The sequence below is a fragment of the Modestobacter sp. VKM Ac-2983 genome (assembly GCF_026967885.1).
Taxonomy (GTDB): domain Bacteria; phylum Actinomycetota; class Actinomycetes; order Mycobacteriales; family Geodermatophilaceae; genus Modestobacter.
This window is the reverse complement of the sequence record NZ_JAPVBK010000001.1, coordinates 1288133-1303495: the sequence shown is the minus strand read 5'-3', so window position 1 is coordinate 1303495 and position 15363 is coordinate 1288133. Positions and strand designations below refer to the sequence as shown.

12 protein-coding genes are annotated in these 15363 nt (G+C 73.1%); 4 read left to right on the top strand and 8 right to left on the bottom strand.

The features are described 5' to 3' along the window. Window positions 1-113 precede the first annotated feature (113 nt). The 4 genes from O2W18_RS06275 to O2W18_RS06260 all read right to left on the bottom strand — a co-directional run bounded on the left by O2W18_RS06275 (window position 114) and on the right by O2W18_RS06260 (window position 4785). On the bottom strand, window positions 114-1040 hold the full coding sequence (locus O2W18_RS06275; RefSeq protein ID WP_269157220.1) for a carbohydrate ABC transporter permease: 927 nt from the start codon (window positions 1038-1040) through the stop codon (window positions 114-116). Further along, a complete protein-coding gene (locus O2W18_RS06270; RefSeq protein WP_269186673.1) occupies window positions 1037-1993 on the bottom strand; it encodes a carbohydrate ABC transporter permease in 957 nt (318 codons plus the stop codon). Before O2W18_RS06270 ends, O2W18_RS06275 begins: the two co-directional genes overlap by 4 nt. A gap of 103 nt (window positions 1994-2096) precedes the next feature. Then, complete coding sequence (locus O2W18_RS06265; RefSeq protein ID WP_269186672.1) at window positions 2097-3452, bottom strand: extracellular solute-binding protein; 1356 nt, start codon at window positions 3450-3452, stop codon at window positions 2097-2099. 355 nt (window positions 3453-3807) lie between these two features. Beyond that, window positions 3808-4785 (bottom strand): LacI family DNA-binding transcriptional regulator, encoded by a 978-nt coding sequence (locus O2W18_RS06260; protein WP_269186671.1) that lies wholly within the window; start codon window positions 4783-4785, stop codon window positions 3808-3810. Window positions 4786-5014: 229 nt separating this feature from the next. On the opposite strand from O2W18_RS06260, the gene selD reads away from it, so the two are divergent. From selD to O2W18_RS06245, 3 genes are all read left to right on the top strand, one after another. Beyond that, the gene (gene selD, locus O2W18_RS06255; RefSeq protein WP_269186670.1) at window positions 5015-6022 is read left to right on the top strand and encodes a selenide, water dikinase SelD; all 1008 of its coding nucleotides are present in this window, start codon (window positions 5015-5017) and stop codon (window positions 6020-6022) included. 159 nt (window positions 6023-6181) lie between these two features. Continuing rightward, the gene (locus O2W18_RS06250) at window positions 6182-6760 is read left to right on the top strand and encodes a hypothetical protein (RefSeq protein ID WP_269186669.1); all 579 of its coding nucleotides are present in this window, start codon (window positions 6182-6184) and stop codon (window positions 6758-6760) included. 68 nt (window positions 6761-6828) lie between these two features. After that, on the top strand, window positions 6829-7794 hold the full coding sequence (locus O2W18_RS06245; protein WP_269171409.1) for a zinc-binding dehydrogenase: 966 nt from the start codon (window positions 6829-6831) through the stop codon (window positions 7792-7794). A gap of 1 nt (window position 7795) precedes the next feature. Here O2W18_RS06245 and O2W18_RS06240 read toward each other — a convergent pair whose 3' ends face one another. After that, window positions 7796-8449 (bottom strand): MOSC domain-containing protein, encoded by a 654-nt coding sequence (locus O2W18_RS06240; protein ID WP_269186668.1) that lies wholly within the window; start codon window positions 8447-8449, stop codon window positions 7796-7798. After that, on the bottom strand, window positions 8446-10293 hold the full coding sequence (gene lepA, locus O2W18_RS06235) for a translation elongation factor 4 (RefSeq protein WP_269171407.1): 1848 nt from the start codon (window positions 10291-10293) through the stop codon (window positions 8446-8448). The genes O2W18_RS06240 and lepA overlap by 4 nt, the downstream gene beginning before the upstream one ends. A gap of 212 nt (window positions 10294-10505) precedes the next feature. On the opposite strand from lepA, the gene rpsT reads away from it, so the two are divergent. Then, window positions 10506-10766, top strand: coding sequence for a 30S ribosomal protein S20 (gene rpsT / locus O2W18_RS06230; RefSeq protein WP_036336679.1), 261 nt, complete (start codon window positions 10506-10508; stop codon window positions 10764-10766). 164 nt (window positions 10767-10930) lie between these two features. Here rpsT and holA read toward each other — a convergent pair whose 3' ends face one another. Then, window positions 10931-14401 (bottom strand): DNA polymerase III subunit delta, encoded by a 3471-nt coding sequence (holA, locus tag O2W18_RS06225; RefSeq protein WP_269186667.1) that lies wholly within the window; start codon window positions 14399-14401, stop codon window positions 10931-10933. Window positions 14402-14439: 38 nt separating this feature from the next. After that, entirely contained in the window at window positions 14440-15306 is an 867-nt protein-coding gene (locus O2W18_RS06220; protein WP_269186666.1) for a ComEA family DNA-binding protein, read from the bottom strand. Window positions 15307-15363: the final 57 nt, after the last annotated feature.

The following is a 15363-nucleotide window of genomic DNA, read 5'->3' as shown; positions in this document are numbered from 1 at the left end:
GCGCGATGGGGTGACGGGCCTGCAACAGGTCCGTCAGAGGGAGGTGGGCGGGCAGCACGAGGACGTGCGCCGCACCGGCCGGGGCCCGACGCCGGTGGCGGGCCGCCGGGGAGCTACTTGAGGCTGCCGATGGACAGGCCGCCCTGCCAGTACCGCTGGAGGCCGAGGAAGGCGGCGATCAGCGGGATGATCGACACCAGCGAGCCGACGACGATGAGCGTGTACAGGGAGACGCCGCCGCCGTTGTTGGCCCCGGCGAGCCCCTGCCAGAGGTTGATCCCCACGGTGATCGGGAAGAGCTCGGAGTCCGACAGGACGGCGAGGGGCAGGAAGTAGTTGTTCCAGGTGCCCACGACCGACAGCAGCAGGACCGTGACGATCGCCGGGCGCATCAGGGGCAGGGCGACCTGGAAGAACGTGCGGAACTCCCCCGCGCCGTCCATCCGGGCCGCGTCCAGCAGCTCGTCGGGCACGCCGTCGGCGGTGTAGACCCGCATCAGGTACACGCCGAACGGGCTGAGCATCGACGGCAGGATCACCGCCCACGCGGTGTTGGTGAGCTCGACCTCCGACAGCATCACGAAGGTGGGGATGACCAGGGCGGTCATCGGGACCATGACCGCGCCGAGCAGCAGCGCGAAGGAGATCCGGCGGCCCGGGAAGTCGAACTTGGCGAAGGCGTACCCGGCGAGCACGGCCAGGACGGTGGCCCCGATGCCGCCACCGAAGGCGTAGAGCAGCGAGTTGCCGAGCCACCTGAGGTAGATGCCGTCGTTGTAGGTGAACAGCGTCGAGAGGTTGTCGAAGAGGGCGAACTCCTCCCCGAACCACAGCGCACCGTTCGGCGAGTTGAACAGCCCGCCGGGGCTCTTGGTGCTGGCCACGATGAGGAACCACAGCGGCAGCACGAAGTAGAGGACGAGGAAGGCAAGGAACAGGTGCGAGCCGGTACGACGCCGTCGCGGGCGTCGGGCACGGCGGCCCTCCCGGAGGGCGTGGACCGCGTCGTCGGCGCGGACGGGGCTGGACAGGACGCTCACTTGAGGAACCCCCCACGCTTGCGGGTCAGGAAGAGGAAGAGGTAGACGCCGATGAACACCACGATGCCCAGGGCGAAGGAGATGGCCGAGGCGTAGTTGAACTGGGCGAACCGGAACGCCAGGTTGAAGGCGTAGACGTTCGGGGTGATGTCGGTGGTGATCGACCCGTTGGAGATCGGCAGCAGCACCTGCGGCTCGGTGAAGAACTGCAGGGTGCCGATGACGGCGAACACCAGGATGAGGACGAGCGCCGAGCTGATCATCGGGATCTTGATCCGGGTGGCGATCTGCCAGGCCTTCGCGCCGTCCATCCGGGCCGCCTCGTAGATGGCCGGGTCGATCCCCTGCAGCGCCGCGTAGATGATGATCATGTAGTAGCCGGCCCACTGCCAGGTCACCACGTTCGTCAGCCCGTAGAACAGGTTGTCCGGGCTGAGCAGGAACGGTGCGCTCTCCCCGAACAGCTGCTCCAGCGGCCCGAAGTTCGGGCTGTAGAGGAAGCCCCACAGCACCGCGCCGATGACGGCGGGGATCGCGTAGGGGACGAAGATCATGAGCCGGGAGAACTTGGCGAAGCGGGTGGTGAGCGAGTCGAGCACCAGCGCGGCGAGCAGGGCGACGAGCATCTGGGCCGGGATCACCACGACGGCGAAGCGCACCACGAACCAGACACCGGACAGGAACGCCGGGTCGGTGAAGGCCCGGCTGTAGTTGGCCAGGCCGGCGAACTCCTCACCGGTGGCCAGCCCGTTGGTGAAGAGGCTGAGGTAGAAGGCGTACATCAGCGGGCCGACCAGGAACAGCAGGAAGACCACCGCGAACGGGGCCAGGAACAGCCAGCCGACCAGCCCGTTGCCGCGCCGCTTGCGTCGGCGGGTGCCCCGCCGTCCGGTGGCCGCCGTGGCCCCTGCCGCGGGGGACACCGGCCGCGGTGCCGTGTCCAGCGTTGCCATCACCGTCTCGCTCTCGTTCTGGGGAGGTGGGGGTGCCCGGTCGCGGGGAGGGCGGTGCTCCCTCCCCGCGACCGGACGGAGTCGTCCGGCTCGGCCGGCAGGCTCAGTTGAGCGTGAAGCCCTGCTGCTCGGCGTAGGCCTCCATCTCCGCCTGCAGGTCGTCCAGCGCCTCCGAACCGGTCTTCTCACCGGCGTTGATCGCGGCGATCTCCTCGGTGAACTGGGCGTAGAACGTGGTGCCGAAGGGGCTGTAGGTCGACCCCTCGTAGGCGTTGGCCGCCGGGATGTAGACGTCCTTGTTGGCGGTCTGGCCGTCGAAGAACTCCGACTCGTGGTCGATGAACTCCTGCGAGTTCAGCACCGACTGGTTCAGCGGGAAGATCGTCTGCGACGTCCACCCGTCGGTCAGCGACGGCTCGTCGGCGTACAGCTCCTTCGCGACCTGCGCGGCCAGCTCCGGGTTCTCCGCCTGGCTGGTCACCGCGAGGACCGAACCACCCCAGTTGACCGAGACGGGGTCGGCCGGGTCCCACTGCGGCAGCGGGGCGACGCGCCAGGTGCCCGCGTCCGCGCCCTCACCCGCACCGGCGCCGGTCAGGTAGCCGGGCGCCCAGGCGGCGGAGATGTAGGTGGCGTAGTCGCCGTTGATCGCACCGGAGATGTACTCGGTGGTGAACTGGTCCTGGGTGCCGATGAGCCCGTCCTCGACCAGGCCGGCCCAGTAGTCCAGCACCTCCTTGCTCTCCGGGCTGTTGAGATCGATCTCCAGCTCGGTCGGGTTCGCCGAGTCGTACGTCCACGGCTCCGCGCCGTTCTGCTGCATCAGCGCCACGGTGGGGGCCGGGACGTTCGCCGGGAGGTCGCCCATCAGCGGCCCACCGGCGGCCTTCAGCTTCTCCGCCGCGGCCCGGTACTCGTCCCAGGTGGTGGGCGGGGTGATGCCGTACTGGTCGAAGATGTCCTGGCGGTACATCATCGCCATCGGGCCACCGTCGATCGGGATGCCGTACACCGCGTCGCCGCTGGAGACGTCGCGCCAGGCACCCTCTCCGAAGTTGCCCTCGACCTCGCTGGCGCCGTACTCGCTCAGGTCGACCAGCGCCTCCTGCAGGGCGAAGACCGGGATGGTGTCGGTCTCCAGCATGATCACGTCCGGGGCGCCGCGGCCGGCCGAGACGGCGGTCTGGAACTTGGCGTACTCGTCGGCCCCCTGGCCGGCGTTGGTGAGGCAGACCTGCACGTCGGTGTGGGTGTCGTTGAAGTTCTCCACCACCGTCTTCATGTTGGGGTACCACGCCCACACGGAGACGACCGGCGCCTCCTCGTTGGCGATCGGCACGCTGCACGACCCGCCGCCGCCGCTGGCGGCGGCCTCGCCGTCACCACCTCCGCCACAGGCGGTGAGGCTGGTCATCACGGTCCCCGCACCGAACAGTGCGGTCATGATCTTCTTGTTCACGGGAGGTCCCTCTCGGAGTGACGGCCACGGACGCCGTCGTCGGTGGCTGGAGCCGGCTGCACGTCCGGCCCCCGGTGGAGCGAGGTGCGACGAGCTGCAGTGGGCGAGGGTGTCGCCCAGCGCCGCGCGCAGGTCCACCCGGTCGCTGGGTGGTGACCGGGAGGAGGCGCCGGAGCGCCGCACACGTTGGCGACTGTGCCGTGGAGCACCTTCTACAACGTTGTGAAGAGCAATGTGGTCCATCCCACGACCGGTGTCAAGAGGGCTCGGCAGAACGCGGCGCCGTGCTCGGCGAGTCGTCGGCGAACCGCTCCGCGGCAGGCTCGGCGACGGGGACGGACCCGTGGCCGAGGCCTCAGGTGGACTCGCGCTGGACGATCGAGTAGCCCACTTCCACGTGCTGCGGGGCGATCCCCCGGTCGGCGATCCGCTGCACGACCGTCTCGACCGCCCGCTCGGCGATCTCCCGGCGCCCCGGGTCGACGGTGGTGAGCGTCGGCTGGGAGAACATGCCGTCGTCGGTGTTGTCGAAGCCGATCACCGCGACGTCGTCGGGGACCCGCCGGCCGGCTGCGATCAGCGCGTGCATGGCACCCAGGGCGAGGGTGTCGTTGAACGCGAACACCGCATCGAAGTCCACCCCGGAGGCCATCAGCGCCTGCGCCGCCTCGGCACCCTCCCGGCGGTGCCACAGCTCGGCCGGGCCCAGCAGGCGCTCGTCGAACGGGATGCCCGCCGCGTCGAGCGCCGCACGGTATCCCTGCAGGCGCAGCCCGGCCGACCCGATCACCTCACCGGGGTGCGAGCCGACGACCGCGATGCGCCGTCGACCGCGGGCGAGGAGGTGCTCCGTGGCAGCGCGGGCCGCGGCCACGTTCTGCATGGTCACGTGGTCGACCGCGGGGTGGAAGAGGCGTTCACCCAGCAACACCAACGGGGTGTCGATCTCGACCACCGAGGCGTCCTCGGCGGTGAGCCCCAGCGGGCTGAACAGGAGGCCGTCGACCATCCGCAGCCGGGCGCTGCCCAGCAGGTCGAGCTCCCGCTTGCGGTCCCGGTTGGTCTGCTCGATGAGCACGACCAGGCCCCGGCGCTCGGCCGCGCGGATCACCTCGTCGGCCAGCTCGGCGAAGTACGGCAGCCGCAGCTCCGGGACGGCGAGGCTGATCGCGTCGCTGCGGCCGGACCGGAGACTGCGTGCGGAGAGGTTCGGCTGGTACCCCAGCTCCGCGATGGCCTCCTGCACGCGCTGCCGGGTGCTGGGGCGGACGTGCGGGTAGTCGTTCACCACGTTCGACACCGTCTTGAAGGAGACCCCCGCAAGGCGGGCCACGTCGTGCAGTGTGGCGGCCACGTCCGGTGTGCTCCTCCCGTTGCGACCAGGGTCCGGCGCCTGCCTCGGCGGATCGGGGGTCTCCCCGGGCTCGCCGCCCTGGTCCTCCGGGAGACTGCCACAGCCCACGACCCCCGGGGACCCCCGGACGAGGCACTCCCCCGGTGTCGGCACCGGCCCTGCATCGTGTCCGGCCGGCCGTCCGGCGGGCCATCTAGATTGGTTCGACGTGACCACCACCACCTCGACCGTCCGGCTGACCCAGTACGCGCACGGCGGCGGCTGCGCCTGCAAGATCCCGCCCGGCGAGCTCGAGGCGGTGGTCGCCGGCCTCACCCACACCGGCCCCCGGAACCCGGCGGCCGAACTGGTCGTCGGCCTGGACGACGGTGACGACGCCGCCGTGGTCCGGATCGCCGGCGGCCAGGGGCTGGTCCTCACCACCGACTTCTTCACCCCCGTGGTCGACGACGCGTACACCTTCGGCCGGATCGCCGCTGCCAACGCGCTCTCCGACGTCTACGCGATGGGCGGCACCCCGGTCATGGCGGTGAACCTGCTGGGCTGGCCGCGGGACGTGCTGCCGGTCGAGCTGGCCGCGGAGGTGCTGCGCGGCGGGCTGGAGGTCTCGCACGAGGCCGGTTGCCACGTCGGGGGCGGGCACTCCATCGACGACCCCGAGCCCAAGTACGGGATGGCGGTCACCGGCCTGGTCGACCTCGACCGGCTGATCCGCAACGACGCCGCCGTCGCCGGGACGGCGCTGTCGCTGACCAAGCCGCTGGGCGTGGGCGTGCTCAACAGCCGGCAGAAGAACACCGGCGAGGTGTCCGCGGAGGCGGTCGCCTCGATGACCGCGCTCAACGCCGAGGCCTCGATCGCCGCCGTCGCCGCCGGCATCCGGGCGGGCACCGACGTCACCGGCTTCGGCCTGCTCGGCCACCTCTACAAGATGGCCCGGGCCAGCGGGGTCACCGCGGTGGTCGACGCCGCCGCCGTCCCCTACCTCGCCGGGGCCCGGCAGGCGCTGGCCGACGGCTGGGTCTCCGGCGGCACCCGGCGGAACCTGGACTGGGTGCGCCCGCACGCCGACCTGTCGGCGGTCAGCGAGGACGAGGCGCTGCTGCTGGCCGACGCGCAGACCTCCGGCGGGCTGCTGCTCGGCGGCGAGGTGCCCGGCGCCCCGGTGATCGGCGAGTTCGTGGCGCAGCAGGAGCACGCCGTCGTCGTCCGCTGACGCGCCTCCCAGCGTGTCTGGTGCGACGCGCCGGGCGGCCGGTCACCAGCGCGCCGGACGCCGTCCCCGACGGGCCCCGTCCGCTGCCATCCTCCGGGCGGGCCAGCGGCCGCGACGAGGCGGCCGACTGATCGACCGGCCCGTCGAGGAGGACAGGTCATGCGGACGACGACACGATCCTGGATCTGCGGCAGCACCGGGCTGGCGCTGCTCCTGCTGGGTGCCGGCCCGGCCGCGGCGGCACCACCCGCGCCGGACTCCGGGAGCGGGCCGCCCGACAGCGCCACCGGCTACGCCAACGCCCTGCTGTACGGCGAGAACCGGACCGGGGAGGGTGGCGCGGAGAGCCTGTTCGGCGTCTACGCCCCGGCCGGCGTACCGGCGTTCGGCCGCGGCGAGGTGTTCATCGGCGGCTACGAGTGCCTGACCGACGACTCGGTCCCGGCCCGGGTGACCGGGCTGGAGTCCGCCCGGGCCACCGGCTGGCTCAGCTACGAGTGCGGCTCCGCGGAGGGCACGGTGCGCGGCCACGCGATCGTGCACCTGCGCTGGACAGGGCAGGGCGAGGTCACCGAGCAGTCCTGGACCGACGAGGCAGGGTGCACCGTCACCCTGCAGGTGCGCCCGGCCCGGGTGACCGGCGGCATGCTCGCCGTGGTCCCCGGCGTCGGCACGGCGGTGCTCACGCTCAACAGCGAGGACGACGCCGACATCCGGCAGGAACGGACGGCCTGCTGAGCCCGCTCCTCGCAGGGGCGGGGGTGACCCGCGTCGCAGCGGCGGCGGTACTCGGTTAGCGTCCGCTCATGCTCGCTGCCTTCGTCTCCACCCCCGCCCCCGAGGACCCGCTCTCCGTGCTGGAGGTCGGTGACCGACCGGAGCCGGAGGCCCCCGAGGGATGGACGACGGTCCAGGTGAAGGCCGCCTCGCTGAACCACCACGACCTGTTCAGCCTGCGGGGAGTCGGCCTGCCCGCCGAGCGGATGCCGATGATCCTGGGCTGCGACGCAGCGGGGATCGACGCCGACGGCAACGAGGTGGTCGTGCACGCGGTCCTCACCTCTCCCGGCTGGACCGGGGACGAGACGATGGACCCGAAGCGCTCGCTGCTGTCGGAGGTGCACCAGGGGACGCTCGCCGAGCAGGTCGTCGTGCCGCGGCGCAACGTCGTCCCCAAGCCGGCCGAGCTCTCCTTCGCCGAGGCCGCCTGCCTGCCCACCGCCTGGCTGACCGCCTACCGGATGCTGTTCGTCCGCTCCGGACTGCGGCCGGGGTCGACGATCCTCGTGCAGGGGGCCAGCGGCGGGGTCGCCACGGCCCTGGTCAAGCTGGGCAGCGCGGCCGGCTACCGGGTGTGGGTCACCGGCCGCACCGAGGAGAAGCGGACGGCGGCGCTCGCGCTCGGCGCGGACCAGGCGTTCGAGACCGGCGCCCGACTGCCCGAGCGGGTGGACGGCGTGATGGAGACCGTCGGCGAGGCCACCTGGTCGCACAGCATCAAGTCGCTCAAGCCCGGCGGCGTCGTGGTGACCTGCGGGGCGACCACCGGCTTCAACCCCGGCGCCGAGCTGAACCGGGTCTTCTTCACCCAGCTCTCGGTGATCGGCTCGACGATGGGCACCCGGGACGAGCTCGACGACCTGATCCAGATGTGCCGGATCACCGGGGTGCGGCCGCAGATCGACGTCGAGCTGCCGCTGTCCCAGGCCCGGGACGGCTTCGCCCGGATGCTCGAGGGCCGCACCGCCGGGAAGATCGTCTTCACGGTCTGAGTCAGGCCCGGGCGGTGACCCGATCGATCTTGGCGGCGAGCACCGGCCGGTCCTTGTCCGCGAGGAACGGGAGCACGGGCGTCAGCTCGGGCAGCCGCGACTTCTCGGTCATCACGATCCGGAACGCGCCGGCCACCGTGATGCCGTGGTCGGGGCGGGACACGATCGTGACGGCGTCACCGGCACCCACCTCACCGGTCTCCAGCACCCGCAGGTAGGCGCCGGTGGCACCGCGGGCGGAGAAGCGCTTCACCAGGTCCGGCACGCCCCAGTAGCGGGCGAAGTTGGCGCAGGGGGTGCGCCAGGCCGTCACCTGGACCAGCGCCGTCCCGACCCGCCACTGCTCACCGATGACGGCGTTGACCAGGTCCAGGTCCACCGTCCGCAGGTTCTCCCCGAACCGGCCGGGGGGCAGCTCCCGGTCCAGCTCGGTCACCCACCAGTCGGCGTCCTCCTGGGCGTAGGCGTAGACGGCCTGGCCCTCACCACCGTGGTGCTTCTTGTTGACCTGGACGTCGCCCTCCAGCCCGAGCGGGTGGACGGCGACCCGGCCCTCGACCGGCGACTTCCGGATGCCGGAGCGGTTGGGGCGCTTGTCGGGCAGCGGCAGCAGGTCCGCACCCGAGACGCAGACCGCGGTGACCCGCCCGTTCACTTGGGCTTGCTGGCGGTGGACTCGTTGGTGGAGAGCGCGGCCACGAAGGCCTCCTGCGGGACCTCGACGCGGCCGACCATCTTCATCCGCTTCTTGCCCTCCTTCTGCTTCTCCAGCAGCTTCCGCTTGCGGGTGATGTCACCGCCATAGCACTTGGCCAGCACGTCCTTGCGGATCGCACGGACCGTCTCGCGGGCGATCACCCGGGAGCCGACGGCGGCCTGGATCGGCACCTCGAACTGCTGGCGCGGGATGAGCTCGCGCAGCTTGCCGGCCATCAGCACGCCGTAGCTGTACGCCTTGTCGGTGTGCACGATCGCGGAGAATGCGTCGACGGCCTCGCCCTGCAGCAGGATGTCGACCTTCACCAGCTTCGACTCCTGCTCCCCGGCCTCGGCGTAGTCCAGGCTCGCGTAGCCGCGGGTGCGGGACTTCAGCGCGTCGAAGAAGTCGAAGATGATCTCGCCGAGCGGCAGGGTGTACCGGAGCTCGACCCGCGACTCCGACAGGTAGTCCATCCCGCCGAGCTGCCCGCGGCGCCCCTGGCAGAGCTCCATGATCACGCCGGTGTAGTCGCTCGGCGCGATGATCGTGGCCTTGACGATCGGCTCGTAGATCGTGCCGATCTTGCCGCTGGGCCAGTCGCTCGGGTTGGTCACGGTGACCTCGGAGCCGTCCTCCATGATCACCCGGTAGACCACGTTGGGCGCGGTGGAGATGAGGCTGATGCCGGCCTCGCGCTCCAGCCGCTCGCGGACGATCTCCAGGTGCAGCAGGCCGAGGAAGCCGACCCGGAACCCGAAGCCCAGCGCCGCCGACGTCTCCGGCTCGTAGGTCAGCGCCGCGTCGTTGAGCAGCAGCTTGTCCAGCGCCTCGCGCAGCAGCGGGTAGTCGCTGCCGTCGATCGGGTAGAGGCCGGAGTAGACCATCGGCTTGGGGTCGCGGTAGCCGCCGATCGACTCGGCGGCCGGCTTGTGCTGGAGGGTGACGGTGTCACCGACGCGGGACTGGCGGACGTCCTTCACCCCGGTGATGAAGTAGCCGACCTCGCCGACGCCCAGGCTGTCCACCTGCTTGGGCTCCGGGGAGATGACGCCGATCTCCAGCAGTTCGTGCGTGGCTCCGGTCGACATCATCTTGATCTTGTCGCGGGCGGAGATCCGGCCGTCGACGACCCGGACGTAGGTGATGACGCCGCGGTAGATGTCGTAGACGGAGTCGAAGATCATCGCCCGGGCGGGGCCCTCGTCGGCACCGGTCGGCGCGGGGACCTCCTGGACGATCCGGTCGAGCAGCTCCGGCACGCCCTGGCCGGTCTTGCCGCTGACCCGGAGCACGTCGTCGGGGTCGCAGCCGATGATGTGGGCGATCTCGGCGGCGTACTTCTCCGGCTGCGCCGCGGGCAGGTCGATCTTGTTGAGCACCGGGATGATCGCGAGGTCGTTCTCCAACGCCAGGTACAGGTTGGCCAGCGTCTGGGCCTCGATGCCCTGGGCGGCGTCGACCAGCAGGACGGCGCCCTCGCAGGCGGCCAGCGAGCGGGACACCTCGTAGGTGAAGTCGACGTGACCAGGGGTGTCGATCATGTCGAGGACGAACTCGGTGCTCGTGTCCTCGCCGCTCCGGGGCGTCCAGGGCAGGCGGACGTTCTGCGCCTTGATGGTGATGCCGCGCTCGCGCTCGATGTCCATCCGGTCGAGGTACTGGGCGCGCATGTTGCGCCCCTCGACGAGCCCGGTCACCTCGAGCATGCGGTCGGCCAGCGTCGACTTGCCGTGGTCGATGTGGGCGATGATGCAGAAGTTCCGGATCCGGGCGGGATCGGTGGATGCAGGAGTCGTCACAGTGCGCCCATCGTCCCACGGACTGCGCCCGGACAGGACGATCGCCCGGCGACGACGTCGCGCGCGGTTCTGCCGGGCCGGACCGGACCTGCACCGGTTGGGGTGTGGGGCGGCGTGCTGGTATCTTTGCAAGCCGGTCCGCGCTGCGCTTCGTTGTGCCGTGGACGCACTGTCAGAAGTACACCTCCCTGCGACACATCCGAGGCTCACGCGTGGCGAACATCAAGTCCCAGATCAAGCGGATCAAGACGAACGAGATCGCTCGTCAGCGCAACGTCGCTGTCCGCTCCGCCCTGAAGACGCAGGTCCGGCGTTTCCGTACGGCTGCCGACGCCGGGGACAAGGCAGCGGCCGAGGCCGCCCTCGCGACCGCCTCGAAGGCCCTGGACAAGGCCGCCAGCAAGGGCGTCATCCACAAGAACCAGGCCGCCAACCGCAAGTCGGCGCTGGCCAAGAAGGTCGCCAGCCTCTGAGCTGCGCACCGCTCCGCGACGAGCCCCCTCCCACACGGGAGGGGGCTCGTCGCGTCTGTGCCCGTCCCGCGCAGCACATCCGGTGAGGTTCTCCACCGAGCCGGCCGGGGTCCGTGGTGCGGCCGGTCTGGTGATCCGGTCGGATCCATGAGGCCGTCGGGGCGTCAGCGGAGGGCGCGAGCCCGCCCGCCCGCCGCGGCCGCGCGGATGTCCACCATCCGGCGGATCGCTCGTTCCAGCGCGTAGTCGGCGCTGGCGGCGGCGCCCTTCACGTCGGCGTTGAGGTCGGCGGCCACCCCGATCGCCTGCTGCAGCGCGTCGATGCTCCAGCCCCGCGCCTGAGCCTGCGCCTTCTTCACCTTCCACGGCGGGAGCTTGAGCTGGCGGGCCAGCTCGCCGATGTTCGTCGTGTTCAGCGAGGCGACCCGGGCGGCGGTGCGGACCCCGTCGGCCAGCGCATCGGCGATCAGCACGTGGGCCACCCCGCGGTCCAGCGCCCAGCGCAGCATCTCGACCGAGCCGGCCATGTCCCCGACCAGCACCCGTTCGGCGACGGTGAACCCGGTGACCTCGGCCTGGCCCCGATGGAAGCGCGCGACGGCGTCGGCGTCGATGACCCCACCGAAGTCCGACACGAGCTGGCTGGCGGCCGCGGACAGCCCGCGGAGGTCGTTGCCCACCGCCTCCAGCAGCGCGGTCACCGCGTCCGGGGTGATCTTGCCGCCGGCGAACCGCACCTCGTTGCGCACGAAGGCGACCCGCTCCCCCGCCGAGCTGATCTTCGGGCACTCGTCGACCGCCGCCCCGGCTGCCTTGAACGCCTTCAGCAGCGCCTCGTTGCGCTTTCCGCCGGAGTGGACGACGACCAGCGTGAGCTCCGGGTCGGGCTCCTTGGTGTAGCTCACCAGCGATTCGGCCAGCGCCGCCGCGGACTCCTGCGCCCCGGTGACGACGACCAGCCGGTGCCCGCCGAACAGGGAGGGCGCCAGCACGTCGGCCAGCTGGCCGACGGCCAAGCCGGCCGCGGGCAGCTCGTGCTCCTCGCTGTCGGGGTGGTTCTCGCGGACCGCGGCGCGCACCGCGGAGACGGCTCGGGCGCGCAGCAGCTCCTCCTCGCCCACCACGACCCGGAGCCGGGAGGTCGGTGCCGGAGGCGCTGCGGTTGCCACGCACCCATGCTGCCACGGGGCACCGACCGGACCGGGGCGCCGACGCCGGTTCACCACCACACCCGCTGGCCGTGCCCCCGCCGGGCCTGCCTCCGGCGGCGGGGCATCGGCATCGGCGCGCAGCACGGCGTCCGGTCCCCGCACCGCCACTCCCCACTCCCCCGCCCGGCCCACCACCGCGACGTCCCCGTGCCGGTCGGTGCGGTAGGTGCGCATCCCCGCGTCGGCCACCCAGTCCAGCAGCCGCCGGGTCGGGTGGCCGTAGCTGTTGTCGGCGCCCACCGAGATCAGCGCGACGGCCGCCCCGCTGGCAGCGAGGAAGCCCGGATCGGCGTCGGCGCTGCCGTGGTGCGGCACCTTGAACACGTCGGCGCCCAGGTCGAGGCCGGCCGCCACCAGGCGCGCCTCCGCCCCCGCGCCGAGGTCGCCGGTGAGCAGGACCCGCACGCCGCGCTGGGTGGCCCGCACGACGAGGCTGAGGTCGTTGGGCTCGGCCCCGGCGACGGCCTCGGCCGGATCGGGGGCCAGCACCTCGAAGCCCGCACTGCCCACCGTGCGCCGGTCCCCCGGCCGCAGGACCACGTGCCGCGCAGCCGCCTCGGCCACCGCCCGGTCCAGCCGGGGCACCCGTTCGTCGTCGGGCGTCAACGCCCCGGTGGCCACCTCCCCGACGTGCCGCCCGGCCAGCGCACCGGCCAGCCCGCCCACGTGGTCGGCGTCCAGGTGCGAGAGGAGGACCAGTGGCAGGCGGTCGACCCCCAGCCGGCGAAGGCAGCCGTCGACGAGCGCGGGATCCGGGCCGGCGTCGACCAGCACCGCCTCGTCCGGACCGGTCGGCAACACCAGCGCATCGCCCTGGCCGACGTCGCAGGCCACCACGACCGTGTCGGGCAGCGGCCACCCCCGGCCGACCTGGCGCAACGGCCAGCCGATCAGCACGACGCCCACCAGGGCGGCCAACGCCAGCGAGCGCAGCCGGGGCCACCGCCACAGCGCCCAGACCGCGACGGCGAGGAGCGCCGCGAGCAGGACCGCGCCCCGGGTGCCGGCCGGCCAGCCGGTGGTGCCGTCGGGCACCGCCGCGGCGCGCTCGGCCACGACGACCAGCCAGCGCACCGGCCAGCCGGCCAGCCAGGTGAGCACGTCGGCCAGCCAGGGCGCTGCGGGCGACACCAGGGCGGCCAGCACGCCCAGCACGGTCGCCGGTGGCACGGCGGGTGCGGCCAGCAGGTTGGCCGGCAGGGACACCAGGCTGACCAGCCCGGCGAGGCCGGCCACCAGGGGTGCGGTGGCCAGGCCGGCGGCGGCGCTGACCGCCACGGCGTCTGCCACGGGGCGGGGCGCGCGGTGCCGGCGGAGCGCCCGGGACCACCCCGGGGCCAGCAGCACGATCGCCGCCGTGGCAGAGACCGACAGGGCGAACCCGACGTCGCTGGCCAGCCCGGGTGAGAGGAGCAGCAGCACCAGCACGGTGACCGCCAGCGCCGGCACCGCGGCACGGGCCCGGCCGGAGGCCAGCGCCAGCACCGCCACCGCGCCCATGGCCGCTGCCCGCAGCACGCTGGCCCCCGGGCGGGCGAGGACGACGAACCCCGCGATCGCCAGCGCCGCGGCCAGCGCCTGCCACCGCCGGTCGACGGCCCGGGCCCGGAGCGGCCACAGCACCAGGCCGACCACGATCGCCACGTTGGCCCCGGAGACGGCGGTCAGGTGGGCCAGACCTGCCCGCCGGAACTCCTCGACCAGCGCGGGGTCCATGGCGCGGGTGTCCCCCACCACCAGGCCGGGGAGCAGCCCGGCGGCGCGGTCGGGCAAGGTCCGGGCAGCCGACTCGGCCAGCCCGGTGCGCAGGGACCCGGCCACGTCCTGGACCGCGCCGGGCCCACCCACCGGCGCGGGTGGCGAGCGCGCCGACAGGACCGCCACGACGTCGTCCCGCGGCTCCGCCGGCCGCACCAGGACGTGGAGCCGCACCGACTGACCGGGCAGCAGCCCGGCCCACTCCTCGGCGGCACCGAAGAGCAGCACCGGGTCATCGCCGCCCGTCTCGTCCCCGGCCAGGGAGGCGGTGCCGTGGACCAGCACCCGGGCCGCTCCCGCGCCGGCCACCGGCCGGGGGTCGTCGGTCAGCTCCAGGAGCACCTCGACGACCGACCCGCGGTCGGCGAACGCCAGCAGCGGGGCGGCCGCCCGCGCCTGGGCCCGGACCGCCGCGGTGGCTCCGGTGACGGTGACCGCGGCCAGGCAGCCGATGACCACCCCGCGCGCCGCGACCTGCCGGAGCGCGCCCGCCCGGTGGGACCGGCCGGCCAGCAGCAGGCCGGCGGCGCCCAGGGCCGAGGCAGCCGCGAGGGCGAGGAGCAGGCGGGTGGGCAGGTGGGGTGCCAGCAGGGTCAGCACCCACACGGTGAGCGCAGGAGGGACCAGGCGCAGGTCGAGCCAGGACCACCGGTCGGTCGTCTGCACGCGGTGGACCGGCCGTCCCGCGCCGGGCGGTGGCATCGTCAGACCCGCACCCGCTCGGCCAGCTCGGCGAAGATCGCCGGACCGATGCCGCTGACGTCGTCCAGCCGGTCGACGCTGGTGAACGGCCCGTGGGTGGAGCGGTGGTCGACGATCCGCTGGGCGAGCACGGGGCCGATCCCCGGCAGTGCGTCCAGCTCCGCCACGGTCGCCGTGTTCAGGTCGAGCACGGCGCCGGCTGCTCCCCCCGCCTCCGGGCCGCCCGTGCCCTGCACCGCCCCGGGCATCCCGACGGCGATCTGCTGACCGTCGCTGACCACCGCCGCGGCATTCACCGACGCCGGGTCGGCCTCGGGCAACAGCCCGCCGGCCGCCGCCAGCGCATCGGCCACGCGAGCGCCGGCCGGCAGGGTGACCAGGCCCGGGGCGCCGACCAGCCCGACGACCGACACCACGACCGTGCTCGCACCCTCCGGACCGCCCACCGCGGGCGGGCGGCCGGCCGAGGTGGTCGGCGACGGAGCGATGGACGCGACCGGAGCATCCGACGCAGCGGCCGGCACCTGGTCGACGACCGGGCGGCCGATCCACGTCCAGCCGACGACCACGACGGCCGCCACCACCGCGACCGTCCACAACGCCGAGGCGCCGGGGCGACCGGGGTCGACGCGGGCGGCCCGCCCGGGTGCGCGGTGCCGGCCCAGACCGGCGGGCAGGTGGACGGGCTCGACGGGCTGGGTCGTGCGGTCGTCCTCGTCGGCCGGCCAGGCGTCGTCCTCACCGGGGAGCTCGTCCGGCTCGTCGGTGTCGGGGACCCAGCCCCTCCCGCGCTGCCCCTCGGCCAGCAGCGCCCGCAGCCGGGCCCGGATCACGTCGGAGTCGTCGCTGCGACGGGCAGGAGGGCGCACGACACGGACGCTAGGGAGCCGGCTCCGCCCCCGACGAGGGCCGCGACCGGGTTGTGG

Bases quoted from the DNA above. Each gene is read 5' to 3' on its own strand.
- O2W18_RS06270 (WP_269186673.1), bottom strand. From the start codon at position 1,993: ATGGCAACGCTGGACACGGCACCGCGGCCGGTGTCCCCCGCGGCAGGG.
- O2W18_RS06250 (WP_269186669.1), top strand. From the start codon at position 6,182: ATGCGGACGACGACACGATCCTGGATCTGCGGCAGCACCGGGCTGGCG.
- O2W18_RS06245 (WP_269171409.1), top strand. From the start codon at position 6,829: ATGCTCGCTGCCTTCGTCTCCACCCCCGCCCCCGAGGACCCGCTCTCC.